This is a genomic window from Psychrobacter sp. TWP2-1-2 (genome assembly GCF_049896785.1).
In the GTDB taxonomy this organism is placed as follows: domain Bacteria; phylum Pseudomonadota; class Gammaproteobacteria; order Pseudomonadales; family Moraxellaceae; genus Psychrobacter.
Genome location: NZ_JAFCVA010000001.1, coordinates 458276 through 473005, shown reverse-complemented (window position 1 = coordinate 473005; position 14730 = coordinate 458276). Strand labels below are relative to the sequence as shown.

Sequence of the window (14730 nt, the reverse complement as noted above, 5' to 3'; positions counted from 1 at the left end):
TAAGGATATTAACGATTTGATTATCAGTAAAGCGTGTCTTTTTCATAGGATTCTCCTGCTGGTATATTTTAGCAGTTAATCTCTATTTCTAAGTGTTCTTATTTATTGGGGGGATTACCTAATCATGACTTACATCTATTCTATAGGCAAAATTACTGGAGGTTTGAAACGTCTGACTTTTCAAGAATGTTAGCGTATATCGGGTCACGAACTCTAGATAATGATAAGCTAGTCGCACTTGGTAATGCTTATCGAATATATCATCAGAGCGACTGTCCCATTAATATGTTGGAAGATTTGCGTAAAGCTGTATCAGGAAATAGTGTACTTGAGGATAAATTAGAAAGATTACTGAATCCTGAAAGTAGTGAAACAATGAAAAAGTATGAAGAAGAATTAAAGATAAGTCGTGAAAAGTTTAAGAAAATACAAGAAGATCGAGAAAAAAATGACAAAGAATGGATAACACATTTAAGCAATAATCCATCGGAGATTAGTAGCCCTCCAGAAGGGAAAAACAATATTACAGATCATCATTTATGGCTATTAAGAGAGCTAGAAAAAGATAGCCCGAATATTACTCGTCAGCATTATAGTGACTGGAGAAGTCTTACTCCCAAGTTTGGTAAAGAGGTTGCTCTAGCATACAAAGACTTTTGTATGAATTATTGGCGAAGTCATAGACCCCCATTAAAATCAGAACAGAATTTTGATAATTCAATTCCTGCCGCTTTATTAATTGCTTTATCTGGTCTAGAAATTGAAGCCAATGAAATCAGTGGTTTCCCCAACTATTTAGACACTAACGACCTTAATACAGCATTGCGTTACATTACTTGGGATATTAACGGTTTTCCCAGTTGGTTTGAAAGAGTGCATAGAGCGTTTCCAAAAGCCACAGAAGATGCTATATGGAAAGAGCTACTTTGGGAGTTAAAAACCTGTAGTTCTGAGGGTTCTTTGAGTCATATTTTGCAGGACTTGATTCGTCATGCTCCTTGGCTTCATGAATTGATGGCTGGCAGAGTATTAAAATATTTGATGAGTCGTACCAGTCCACTTATTATTCGTAAAGAATACTGTGTAAAGATATTGATTGAGGGCGGTGTTGAATCTGGAAAGCTAGCCATACTAGCTGATAAATATATAGCACTTAATGCGGATAACTATAAAGAAGTGGCTTGGTGGTTTGCACTATTGGTTGATAATGATGCAAATAGTGGTATCTCAAGGCTGAAGAGCTGGCTACTACTGCTGAACGAAGAAGATGCTCAGCAAGTTGCTGCGATATTTATCACAGCATTATTAGGTGGAACTTATACTCAGAAAACAGTGTATTACGCAGGAAAATTTAAGACAGCCCCTCATTTGAAAACTCTTTATATGCTGATGCATAAATATATTAAGCCAAGCGATGATATACAGAGAGCTGGCAAAGGCGTATATTCGCCGACCATTCGTGATGATGCTCAAGATGCTAGAGATAAATTATTACACTATTTGGTAGAGATACCAAGCAAAGCGAATTATTATGCTTTAAAGCAAATTTCTGAAGAATATAAAGATGGATCTCAAAAGCTGTTAGTTCAAAGACGAGCTTACGAAATGGCGGAGAGATATGGAAACTTAATACCGTGGTCTGCCGAGCAGTTTAAAGAATTTCATAAATCCAAAGTATTACCTCCTCGAACACATAGACAGCTTTTCGAGTTGGCTGTACAACAGTTAAATGCGCTTAAAGGTTGGATAGAGAATGGTAATGACAGTCCGTGGCGAACTTGGCAAAAAGCGGCAGAAGAGAATGAAGTCAGAACCCTCATAGCGGGCTACCTAAATCAGAACAGTAAGAATCACTATACCATTGCTGAAGAGCCTGAATTGGCTAATGACCAGCGAATGGATATCAGGCTTGCTAATCCAAATGTCCAATCCCCAGTGCCTATTGAGTTAAAGTTACTTGATAAAAACTGGAGCGGTAGAAAGTTATGTGAGCGACTAAGAAACCAGCTGGCTGGCGACTATTTAAGAGAAGAATCAGCAGGATGCGGTATATTTCTTTTGATTTCCTTAAATACTGAAAAAAACTGGATGGTTGAAGGTAAAAAAGTCAGTATTGAAGGTCTAGCACCAGCCCTAAAGGAATATTGGAAAGATATTTCCCATGGATATACCGGTGTCGAAGAAATAGAGGTGATAGTTATTAATATGAATAAACGAGCACTGGTTTCTAATACGTAAGCGGTCAGATATCAAACCGTGATTTTTGCATTCTTCAATATGCTAAATAATTAACTAGAGCTTTTAAAGTATAAAAAAAGCCGAGATAAACTCGGCTTTTTTATTGGTGCTTAGTTTGCTTTATGATTAATCATTCTCTAAGAACGAACGCAGATGCTCAGAGCGTGACGGATGACGCAATTTACGCAGTGCTTTTGCCTCAATCTGACGAATACGTTCACGTGTTACATCAAACTGCTTACCCACTTCTTCCAAGGTATGGTCGGTTGGCATGTCGATACCAAAGCGCATTTTTAGCACGCGTGCTTCACGCTCAGTCAGATTGCCCAATACATCACGAGTCGCTTCACGCAGACCAGCTGCGGTCGCATCATCAACAGGGCTTGAGATAGTACCATCTTCGATGAAATCACCTAGATGCGAGTCTTCATCATCACCGATAGGGGTTTCCATCGAAATAGGCTCTTTGGCGATTTTCAGTACTTTACGGACTTTAACTTCGTCCATCTCTAAGCGTTCACCCAATTCCTCAGGCGTTGGCTCGCGTCCCATTTCTTGTAGCAATTGACGTGAGACACGGTTTATTTTATTAATCGTCTCAATCATATGCACAGGGATACGGATGGTACGTGCTTGGTCAGCGATAGAGCGGGTAATCGCCTGACGGATCCACCATGTGGCATAGGTCGAGAACTTATAACCACGGCGGTATTCAAATTTATCAACCGCTTTCATCAGACCGATGTTACCTTCTTGGATTAAATCCAAGAATTGTAGACCGCGGTTGGTATATTTCTTCGCGATAGAAATAACCAAACGCAGGTTAGCTTCGACCATTTCTTTTTTGGCGCGGCGAGCTTTTGCTTCACCGACTGCCATACGGCGCGCGACATCTTTCATATCGTGGATTTTCATGTCGAGCTGTTGCTCGTAGTCACGAATGCGACGTTGCAATAAAATAACATCATCAGTGACTTTTTCTAGCGTACCAGCAAACGCAGGCTTACCTTTGATGCGCTCAATCAGCCAATCAACGTTGGTTTCGTTGCTAGGGAAAGTCTTACGGAACTCTTCACGCGGCATACGTCCACGGCGAATGACCAAACGCATGATTTGACGTTCTTGCTTACGCACATCATCATAGACATCATGCATGATAGCCATCACTTGATCTGACAAGCGATTGTTCAACTTTAGCATCATAAAGCGTTCGGCAAGTAGGGCATAAGCAGTATCTGCTTCTGTGCTACCACGGCCATAATCTAGCAAGGCTTGCTTGGCTTTAATAAATAAGTGTTCGATTTCTTCTAGACGCAGACGTACTTCTTCAGGATCGATACCGCTGGTTTCTTCTTCAGCTTCCTCTTCAACATCGTCTTCATCCTCGTCCTCATCATCAAGCGCCGCTGCTTTGGCTTTTGCTTTGATCACAGGTGGATTTTCTTTCTCTTCTTTGATGCGTTCACGTTCTTCTTTTGCTGCCTCTTTTGCTTCTTGGGCAGCGATTTTGTCTGCTTCGGTCTCAGGATCTAAAAAGCCAGTAATGACGTCAGAAAGCTTTTTTTCGCCATCTTGTACTTTTTGATACTCATCAAGGACGAACTGTACGGTGCCCGGCCAGTAAGACATCGCATGCTGTACGTCACGAATGCCTTCTTCGATACGCTTGGCAATAGCAATCTCACCTTCACGGGTTAATAGATCAACCGTACCCATTTCACGCATATACATACGTACAGGGTCAGTGGTGCGACCCGGCTCAGTCTCAACAGAGGCCAATACCGCCGCTGCCTCATCCGCTGCCATGTCATCATCGCTTGAATCGTCGTTCATCAAGATGTCATCGGCATCAGGCGCAGATTCAAAGATTTTGATACCAACGTCGGTCAGCATTTGCACAATATCTTCGATCTGATCGCTTTCGGTAATAGAGTCGGGCAGTTGGTCATTCACCTCAGCATAGGTGAGATAGCCTTGCTCTTTACCCATTTGGATTAAGGTGGCCAGTTGAGATGTGGACTTAGAAACTGACTTATCGTTCATAAATACTCGCTTACTTGCATCGGACATTTTTATATTGTGACGCGCTATCGCTCGTTCAGTGCGTTGATGTAATCAATCGATTCATCAAAATATGGCGTAGAGGTTGTCAATAATATCAAAAATGAGTTGATATGAATAAAGGCTCAAAATACTACAATTACAATGCTAAAAAACTGCTAGAAATTGGTCGCGCTAAAAACTCTTCAAGATAACATTATCTAAAAAATAATATATAAAGATAACGGTACCTAAAAACGGATACTTCAAAATAATATCTAAAATTTGTGCTTAATGAGGCGGATTTATCGCCATCTATTAAATCGGGCTATAAATAGTTAGCGACACAGTTTAACACACACCAGCGTAATCAAGCACGAGGTAGTGATATCTACCGACCGTTTTTTGCTGATTATTTTATATCAGCCAAATGATTAAATGGTAATACATGCTATTGGGCATAATCATTAGTAGTGGGGGCAGCCGCTATACTTTTAAAGGGTTAGAGATTTTTTAGCAAAAATAATGGCAAACGTTAAGATTTCACCGTCGCCATCTGCGCTGACTGCTCAGCTTGCTGCGCGCGTAACCAGTCATTTAATAACTGCGACTGCTTACGGACAATCGCCAGCTTGATATGATCAGGATTTTTGATGAGCTCTTGCATCTTTTTTTGCAGATGTAACTTGAGCAACTGCATCACCAAGTTTTCGATCAACTCATCCAAGCTCAAAATATTTCTGCCAATTAATGTCTTATAAAATCCGCCCCAGCTACGGCTAAGTGTTTCTTGGGTGATTGGTTTGACATTAGACAATATAAAGTGTGCGGCGGCGTTGGCATCTTTGGGTAAATGATTCAGGCAGCGTTTGATGGTGCTAACGATATCCAGCAAGGCGATATCTTGCAAATCTTCCCAAGCAAGCGGACGCAAGATGTCAGGCGCGGCTTTTTGCTTGATATGTGCTGGCAGCTGTAAATCATTAATACCTGCCTGCTGCCAAATCGCTTCAATAGGGTCTTCAATTAAGGCACGTGGCTGAAATAAAAAACAAAGTTGCAATTGCTGACTGATGGTCATGTCACCATCAAAATCTAGCAGCGCATCTTTGGCTTCGATATTTTGGCTACGTTTACCACCCAGTTTTTGATAGACGTCATTGTTCAGCAAATAGCGAAAGCTACTGCCTTTAGGTAATGCAGTGGTCAAGGCACGTACTTGTGACATGAGCTTGGCTTTGCCTTCTGCCAAGGTTAAATCGTAACGCTCGCTTAAATAGGCAAAAATATACTGTGACAATGGCATGGCATTCGCGACTTGCTCACGCATGGCATCGCCGCCCTGACTTTTTATAAAGGTATCAGGATCATGATTATTTGGTAGGGTCAAAAACCGTAGCTCTTTGTCATCGGCAAGTACTGGCAAAGCCACTTCAAGGGTACGCCAAGCTGCTTTTTGTCCCGCGTTATCGCCATCAAAGCTCAAGGTTAGGGTAGGGTTCAGCGTTAGTAATCGTGATATTTGACTCTCGTTGATCGCCGTGCCCATAGAGGCAACTGCACCATAGATACCCGCTTGGTAAAGGGCAATGACATCCATATAGCCTTCGACCACTAGCCAGTCGTTGGCACGTTGCTGGCGAGACTCATAGTAGCCGTATAGTACATGCTGCTTATGAAAAACGGGCGAGTCGGACGAGTTGATGTATTTAGGCTTTACTTCGTCGTCTAGTGCACGACCACCGAAGCCAATCGTACGGCCTTGATTGTCTCGAATCGGGAATATTACACGATCGCGCAGTAGATCATAATCACGTCCAGACTCGGACTGGCGCACTAAGCCTAACGCTTTGAGCCCTTCAATATCCTGCGGAAACTGATGCTCAAGATGCTGCCAACCAAATGGCGCATAGCCCAAACCAAACGTTTCAAAGATATCTTCAGTGATACCGCGTGATAAAAAGTAATGTTTGGCATGTGGATGAAGGGTGAGATTGTGCTGATAAAACTGCTGGATTTGCTCTAACAGCTCATACAGATTACCGTCTTTATCGGAAACGCTATGATCATCGTACAATGCCGCAGCGTCAGTATCGCCACCTGTCAACCATGCTGGTGGATAGCTATTATCATCTTGGTAGTCTGTGCCATAAGAATCTTCTGGATAAGACGCTGAGTCGTAAGCATCTAGCGGTGGATACTCATCGTAGCCGTTGCTACTATCGTGATAAACGGGTTGATCGGTATCGCCGTACTGGTTTTGTTGCTGAATAGCCGAAGTAGCGTTAATAGAAGGTACATCAATTGTTTGAGCAGGACTTTTAGCGTCGATAGTCGGACTAGGTATTGACGGTGGTGCAATCGGTTTTGGTGCACGGCGCTGGTAGCTGACGTTTTGTTGCTCTTCTTTTGGGACTTCGATGCCCGTCTGCTTTGATAGCTCATTGACCGCTTCAATGAACGTTAAATTTTCATAATCGCGTAAAAAACTGATGGCATTACCGCCGACGCTACAGCCAAAGCAGTGATAGATGTTTTTTTGTGGATTGACATAAAAAGAGGGCGATTTTTCGCCATGAAATGGACAGCAGCCTTTAAACTCACTACCAGCACGTTTAAGCGTCGTATGACGCCCAATGATACTGATTAAGTCAGCTTGGCTATTTAATTGGTCGAGAATGTGATTTGGAATACTCATGCAAAAAACAGTTTACCATAGGTGTATTATCTTAAGCATAGGCAATATCGGGCACAAACAATATTGGGCATAGATAATAAAACAGAAACAGAAAAAATAAGGCCAACTCTGTCGTTGACCTTATTTTTTTCATGATGTGCGTTGATGTACTAAAAACAAGAGACGTTCTCTTAATTAAAGAAGAGACATTACCTCAAATCTAGCGCATTTATTCATCATTCATATCGACATCTGCTGGCATGATATCAATCCCTTGAACAGGCAATGTCATACGGCGTACAGGATTGGTGTTTTGCGGATCGACATTGGCTTCTCTTGCCGTAGAGCCAGTGCTCGATTGGCTAGTAATGCGCTCAGCGGATGCTTCAGGCAGACCCAAGCCGACATTGATGCCAGTATTGGCGCGCACAGGTGAAGTACCTTGCGCTGCACTGGCTGCTGCTGCATTATCGCTTGGCAGTCTCAATTGACTGGCGTTACGAATAACCTGAGTTTTGGTCGCGCCGTTATAGTCGCCTGTCGCAACTGATGAAGTATCTTTGTTAAAACGACTTAACTGTCCAAAAGTCAATTTGTTGATGAAAGAACGCTCACGTTTGGTGTCGAGTTTAACGCGTCCATCAGCACTTAACATGTTGGGATAATTAATCTGCAATAGAGTTTTGTATTCTGCTGCCAAATCAGACATACCCAATTTGTCATAGCTATAAGCTAAGACCGCGATTGCGTCAGGGATGGATTCACTAAGTGGATAGTATTGAAACACCCATTTGGCACGGTTAACAGCAGCGACATAAGCTTCGCGCTCGATATACCAGTTGGCTGCACTCATCTCACTTTCAGCAAACTGATTATAAATGAAAGTCATGCGCTGAGCGGCATCTGGCGCGTAAGGGCTGTTAGGGTACTTGTTAATAAGCTCTTGAAAGTTAGCGAAGGCAATACGTAAATAGGCGGTATCACGCTCAGCTTGATTGAGCTTAAACAGTTTCAGACCTTCTGATGAGCCTTGCATATTGGCGACGCCGCGCACATAGTAAGCGTAGCTGACTTGCGGATTAGAAGGATATAGGTTAATAAATTGCTCAGCGCTGGCGGCTGCCATTTCATACTTACCACTGGCATATTGTGCGTACATCATGTCGAGTAATGCTTGCTCAGCGTATTGTCCAGTAGGATAAAAAGTGCGCAGATTGGTCAAATCTTCGATGGCTTGTGTATAGCGGCCTTTATCAATCTGGGTAATGGCGTCGTTATAATAATTCTGCTCCGATTTTTCGGCAGTTTCTACCGCATCGACGTCTTTACCGCCAGTCAGATTTTTGAAAGTCTGACAGCCCACTAAGTTTACGCTTAGTGCAAGTAGGGTTATTGAGGACAGTTTGATAAACGTATTGCCAACAGCTTGCATACTTCTTCTCCGACACAAGACGTATAATAGCAGCGACGCTATCATACTAGATATTAGGTTAATGATAAAAAACGATGCGTAGGCATCGATAGTGGTCTGTCATCTACTATGTCAATCATCGGACATACCAGTTATCGTTATTAAAAAACGCTTGATGGCATAGGGTTTATATCAAACCAAATGCTTTTAATAAAAATTCGATAAGCATACAGTGGCATAGCATACAGCAAAATATGGCTATACTTTATAGAATAACGTTTGCTTCGTCTATTTTTTCGCCATCTATATTGTACTTAATCCAATCGTGCTCATCGGATTTGAGTCAGTATCGTACAGTTATTAGTCTACTGCAACGCATATACGATATGCTGCTGCTCGCAATGAGCTGTATACCAGCGCATGTCAGTTTGGCATTTTAACATGAGCTGCTGTCACGAGCGATATCGAATGTCGCTGACACTGACAAATATACAGTAAATTACAGCAATGTCATATTTTAGAGAGTTAAGTACGGCGCTGACGCTCGCTGCGGTATAATCAAAAAATGACAGATAACACACAGCTTCTATAGGGCTTAGGCGCTTGGCATGCTACACTAGCATGGTATTGCCTCCGCTTTTTTCGACGACGATCGCTTTTATGATAAGTGATTGATAGCGAATGGCCTTTCGTTTTTTATAGCGTTACGCTTAACACTTTATTAGAAATTTCTCAAAAGCTACCTTTCAAAACCATGTCAGGCGCTTTGCCATATATAAATCTGCTATGAATAATAATGCTATGACTACCCATTTACCACCGAATCAATCACGACAGACTGATTCATCAGCACAAGAGTCACCGATGCCAAATGACGTTTTAAATAATAGTGAATTACCTGACGATAATCAGTCGATGCTTGATGAGCAAAGCCATAGCGATCATGTTTTAGAAGACGCTGTGTTAAAAGATAGTGATGTGCTTGACGACGATATGATAGATAGCAGCGATGAAGATGCTGACGACATTGATGATAGCGACGATGATGAAGCGTCAGCCGCCGGTCAAGTGGTGCCAGTAATTATTAATATGACGCATACGGTTATAGAAGACGAAGCAGGTTTACGTATTGATAAATTGGCTTCAAAAATATTTACCGATTTCTCACGTGTTCAATTACAAGGTTGGATCAGTGATGGCAGCCTGCTGTATAACGGTGGCGTGCAAAAACCGAAAATTCGTGTCAGAGCGGGTGATGTGCTGCAGTTAACCACCACATTAGAGCAGCATAGTGAAGATCAACCAGAAAATATAGACATCGATGTGGTCTATGAAGATGATGACGTATTGGTCATCAATAAACCTGTTGGCATGGTAGTGCATCCTGGTGCGGGCAACCAAACCGGCACCTTGGTCAATGCACTGCTGTATCACTATCCGCAGCAGCACCATCTGCCGCGTGCAGGTCTGGTGCACCGTATTGATAAAGATACCTCAGGGCTATTGTTGATTGGTAAAACCAAGCCAGCACAGCTTGCGCTGATGGAGCAACTAAAGGACAAGTCGGTCTATCGTCATTATCAATGTGTGGTAGCAGGGGATGCAGCGAGTCTATCGCGCCATCGCCGTATTGACGCCCCAATCGGTCGTCACCGTAATCAGCGTACTAAAATGACGGTAATGACGGCAGGACGCGAAGCTGTGACTCATTTACTGAATGTGACCGCGCTTAATGGCAATTATTGCCTGTTGGATGTAGGTCTTGAAACGGGACGCACTCACCAAATTCGTGTGCATTTAAGTCATGTTACTTATCCGATAGTGGGTGATCGTGTCTATGGTGGTCGTCGTCAACTGCGGGCAGGACTGACAGAAGCACAACGTCAAGCGATTAATAATTTTCCACGTCAAGCCTTACATGCCTACACACTGGGTTTCGTGCATCCAACGACTGGTGAAGATATTGAAGTCACCACACCACTGCCTGAAGATATGCAGCAGTTAATGGCTGTGCTAAGTGATGGCTATGATGACGAGTAGACCGCTCCTTGTAGGCGAGAGCGTAAAGTCGCTTGTAAAAAACAGAGCCTAGTAGTAAATAGCGATCCGTGACATAAAAATGACTCATTAAGACGGTAAATCAGCCATGACTCATCAGTTTCCTATGACATTGCTCGCACAGATTGATGATGTGGCTGTTTTTCAAACAGCTGCCTTTTCAAGCGATGATGTTGACTCACAAGACCAGCCCACAGAACAGCTAGTACGACAGCAACGTCAAGCGAATTACGGTGAGCTAAATTTAGGTTTGCATGTCAATGACGATCCTGCAAAAGTACTGAGCAATCGCATGCGTTCATTATCTGCCATCAATGAGCAGCTTGCACCCTTATCGTCGACATGCCAACACGTACCCATCAAGCGCTTACACTGGGTTAACCAAGTTCACGGTAAGCAAATTCATGATATTGATGGCACAGCGCTAGGTATGACGCCAATGTCTGCTGACGCGATGGTCAGTCGGCAACAAGGGCTTGGGCTTGCGATAATGACGGCTGACTGCGTGCCGATAGTTTTATATCAGCCAGCTAGTGGTCAAATAGCAGCGATTCACGCGGGTTGGCAAGGTCTGGCTTGCGGGGTTATTCAAGCGACTGTGCACTGTTTTACGCAATCGGGACAAATCAAAGCTTGGATTGGTGTTTGTATCAGTCAAGACAGCTATGAAGTTGGCGCTCAAGTTCGCAATCAATTATTGAAAGGTTGCACAGAAAATAAGTTATTGAACACAGCCAGTATTGAACATTTTGATTCGTTATATGTCATAGATTCTGTGGCTATTATTAAAGGCGATAGCAATACTCAACATGTACAGGATACGGTTGATAAGCTGTCAAGCTGTGACAAAGTTGACACAATGAAAATCAAGCTAAACTTACCAAAGTTGGCAGCGGATCAGCTTAGTGCGGCGGGCGTTATAGTAGATGACACATTATCTAGCAGCTGTAGTTATGCTGATGACCACTATTACTCTTATCGGCGTCAAACGCATTTGCAGCAGCCTGCTACAGGTCGAATGGCGCTGGTCATTGTACGTGGCGCTGCGTAGGATTACGCTATTTGCTGTTGCGCGCGAGTAACTGTTGAACTTATATTGTTTTTATCTAACCATTTATAGCCATTATTAGAGTTTGTATGAATACATCTGCCAAATCGTCCATTACTGATAGCATACCGACTGTATCTATTGCTGTTATTTATCATAGCAACTACGGTCATACCAAGCGCGTGGCTGAAGCGATCGTTAAAGGGGCGCATCAGCAATTGCCAGCAGCACAGGCCAAAGCCGTTGATGTCCACAAGGTTGACTGGGATTATTTGGATCAGGCGGATTTGCTGGTTTTCGGTAGTGCCGTATATATGGGTAGTGTCACTGCTGAATTTAAGACTTTTATGGATGAAACCTCAAAGCGCTGGTACCATCGTAAATGGGAAGGCAAGTGGGCAGCCGCTTTTGCCAACTCTGGTGGACTGAGCGGTGATAAGCTGGCGGTATTGCAGCAGATTTCTTTGTATGCGATGCAGCATGGTATGAACTGGATTGGATTACCGCTGATGCCGACAGGTCATGAGGCTCATGATTTAAACCGTTTATCTAGCTTTTTGGGCTTGATGACCCAGTCGCTTGATGGTCCTCCTGAGGAAACGCCAGGACGTGGGGATATTGATACAGCTATTTGGTTCGGCGATCATTTGGCTAAGACAATTATCAAGCATCAGCCAGCGGCGCGCCCTTGAAATGAATGGCTATTGAGTCATTCAAGGTAATTTATTAAACATTAGAGGCAGATATCAAACCGATATCTGCCTTTTTTTTGCTTATTTTATGAATGTGATGGCACTATTTTTGATTTTTTGTACTGGTAGTATTTTGAACCTGCCCAGTGGTGGCAGGCATATTTTTGACCAAGATGCTATTGGTAGGGGTGGTATTCACAGGGATAGGGCTGTCGACAAACTGAAATGATTGGCAGCTTGTCAGTAACAGGGCTGATGTAAGTATATAAGCAAGAATCGGTAACTTCATAGTGGTGTCTCAGGCGGCGATCGGCAACGTGGAAATAGCGCCTATCATAAACAAAATATGGTGCGGCGCAATAGCTTGTTTCGTAGCATTATAAAAATCTGACTGATAAAAAAAGCGAGTGCTAACTTAAGTCTATGTATCTATTATGTACAACTAAAATCGATGATGACAAAAAATGAAGCAAATTTTTGACAGCTATCTGCAATGATAGGTTTTTTATAAAAGATATGCACCCAAAAAATAGAACTTTAGTTACTGATTTTAAAGGTATTATTTAAATGACCTGTTATTATAATATAAAAAAATATATTACTTTATCAAAAACTGATAATGATAACGCGGTTCTTTACGTTTTGTAAAAATTTGAGACCAATACGTTACTCATTAAGTAATAGTAGCGAAATAGTCTTACATTAGTAGAGTGAGTAGACATCATTTAGTAACTATGCTTAGTAACTACGCTTATGAAATTACTTTTGTCACGCTATTTTACTGAGCATTTACTGGATGATTTGCTACTTCATTTAATGGACTATCAATTGAGTATAACAAGTCGTCACTCATTAAGGCTTGCTCAATATAAAATGTTTCATCTCAATCATTCATCCTAATAATAATTACAACACCCTAGGTGCCAGCTATATGAGGATATTATGAAGCCACTTTCTGTGATGTTATCGATGCTCGTCATCGGTATGACCTCCAGCGCTGCGATGGCTGAAGGCGCAAGCGTCGTCAATACCAGCCTAGCCAATGCTAGCTTGCCTAATGCCAGTTTACCTAATATTAGTCCAGCCAATAGCGAGCTTGTCAATCGCGGTGCTTACATTGCCCGTGCGGCCGATTGCATGGCATGTCATGGCGAAGATTATACTGGCGGTACAGCGATCGAAACGCCGATGGGAGATATCTACTCAACCAATATTACCCCGTCTAAACGTTATGGTATCGGCGATTATACCGAAGCGGATTTAAAGACTGCGTTGCAAAAAGGTCGTACGCCAAGCCATATGCTTTACCCTGCCATGCCATATCCTTCTTATAGTGGCATGAAAGAAGAAGATATCAGTGCGTTGTTTGCTTATCTGCAAACCGTACCTGCTATCGATGAAGCACCGAAATATAAAACTGACCTGCCATTTCCCTTTAACATTCGCAGCTTAATGATTGGCTGGAATTTTCTCAATGTCCCGTCTACTGAAAACCGTGATGGTCTCACCGAGATGCAGCAACGTGGTGAATATATTGTCAATAACTTAGAGCACTGTGGTACTTGCCATACCCCGCGTAATAGCACCATGGGCTTCGATAAAAAAATGTATCTGTCAGGTGCTCAGCTTGGTCATTGGCATGCACCAAATATCACGCCTGACGAGTCGAGCGGTATCGGTAGTTGGAGTGAGCAAGATATTGTCACTTATCTACGTACTGGTGAGCTTGACCAGCGTGCCTATGCGGGTGGTCCTATGGGCGAGGCGGTTGCACATAGTACGCGCTACTTAAAAAATGAAGATTTGAATGCCATTGCTTCTTATCTAAAAGCGGTGCCTGCTATCCAAACAGATGATAAGGTCGCAGCCGTTGATGTCTCGCGTTTGCCCACACCCACTAGCGAATCTATCACTCATGATTTACTGGCGCAAAAAGATTATTTAGCCCAAGCCAAAGCGCAGGTGAGTAATGGCAGCAATTCACCAGAATCGCTATATTTGGCAGCCTGTGGTAGCTGTCACGGCGTTGACGGTTATGGTCAGCCTGATGCGCGTTACGCTCCTATCGTTGGACTCAGCAGTATTCGCCGTGAGAAACCTGATGCGCTGGTCAATATGATCCTTCATGGGGTAGAAGGCGCGACTAACACGTCACCTATCATGCCAGAGTTCTCAGATGAGCTAAATAGCGAGCAAATCGCTGGTATTACCAATTATGTGCGTGTGAATTTTGGTGGTCTCAACAGTAGTGAGGTGAGTGCTAATGATGTTGATCGTATCGCAACGACAGGTACTGATAAGCCTTTTTTAATAAAATATGCGGGCTTACTGGCAGTAATCGGCATCATCGTGGCTATTATTATCATTGTGTTTATTATGCGAGCAATCTTGCGGTCTAGGCGCCGTCGTTAATTCACTGATTCTATAAAGACGATTTACATATTTATTATAGGATAAGATTTACAGGCAACATGGTAAGGCACAACAGCTCGAAAAACAGACGTAGAACTAAGTCGAGTTGATTAATAATATATATGCCTACCGTCTTGCAGGAACGTCTACTTTA

At 42.7% G+C, this 14730-nt stretch carries 9 protein-coding genes; 5 read left to right on the top strand and 4 right to left on the bottom strand.

Features of this window, described 5'->3' with window-relative positions:
• The first annotated feature begins 285 nt into the window (after window positions 1-285).
• Complete coding sequence (locus ACP7AE_RS01905) at window positions 286-2238, top strand: hypothetical protein (RefSeq protein ID WP_426241155.1); 1953 nt, start codon at window positions 286-288, stop codon at window positions 2236-2238.
• Between the two features lie 126 nt (window positions 2239-2364).
• Here ACP7AE_RS01905 and rpoD read toward each other — a convergent pair whose 3' ends face one another.
• From rpoD to ACP7AE_RS01890, 3 genes are all read right to left on the bottom strand, one after another.
• Entirely contained in the window at window positions 2365-4281 is a 1917-nt protein-coding gene (rpoD, locus tag ACP7AE_RS01900) for an RNA polymerase sigma factor RpoD (protein WP_045452235.1), read from the bottom strand.
• 532 nt (window positions 4282-4813) lie between these two features.
• On the bottom strand, window positions 4814-6976 hold the full coding sequence (locus ACP7AE_RS01895) for a DNA primase (protein WP_426241154.1): 2163 nt from the start codon (window positions 6974-6976) through the stop codon (window positions 4814-4816).
• Between the two features lie 208 nt (window positions 6977-7184).
• Window positions 7185-8387 (bottom strand): outer membrane protein assembly factor BamD, encoded by a 1203-nt coding sequence (locus tag ACP7AE_RS01890; RefSeq protein ID WP_426241153.1) that lies wholly within the window; start codon window positions 8385-8387, stop codon window positions 7185-7187.
• Between the two features lie 780 nt (window positions 8388-9167).
• Here ACP7AE_RS01890 and ACP7AE_RS01885 point away from each other — a divergent pair.
• From ACP7AE_RS01885 to ACP7AE_RS01875, 3 genes are all read left to right on the top strand, one after another.
• The gene (locus tag ACP7AE_RS01885; protein WP_201539040.1) at window positions 9168-10406 is read left to right on the top strand and encodes an RluA family pseudouridine synthase; all 1239 of its coding nucleotides are present in this window, start codon (window positions 9168-9170) and stop codon (window positions 10404-10406) included.
• A 106-nt stretch (window positions 10407-10512) separates the two neighbouring features.
• Window positions 10513-11475: a polyphenol oxidase family protein gene (locus tag ACP7AE_RS01880; protein ID WP_426241152.1), complete on the top strand. Its 963-nt coding sequence runs from the start codon at window positions 10513-10515 to the stop codon at window positions 11473-11475.
• A gap of 86 nt (window positions 11476-11561) precedes the next feature.
• Entirely contained in the window at window positions 11562-12164 is a 603-nt protein-coding gene (locus ACP7AE_RS01875; protein WP_201501385.1) for a flavodoxin family protein, read from the top strand.
• 103 nt (window positions 12165-12267) lie between these two features.
• Here ACP7AE_RS01875 and ACP7AE_RS01870 read toward each other — a convergent pair whose 3' ends face one another.
• The gene (locus ACP7AE_RS01870; protein ID WP_201539042.1) at window positions 12268-12453 is read right to left on the bottom strand and encodes a hypothetical protein; all 186 of its coding nucleotides are present in this window, start codon (window positions 12451-12453) and stop codon (window positions 12268-12270) included.
• A 653-nt stretch (window positions 12454-13106) separates the two neighbouring features.
• Here ACP7AE_RS01870 and ACP7AE_RS01865 point away from each other — a divergent pair.
• Window positions 13107-14576 (top strand): c-type cytochrome, encoded by a 1470-nt coding sequence (locus tag ACP7AE_RS01865; protein WP_426241151.1) that lies wholly within the window; start codon window positions 13107-13109, stop codon window positions 14574-14576.
• Window positions 14577-14730 lie beyond the last annotated feature (154 nt).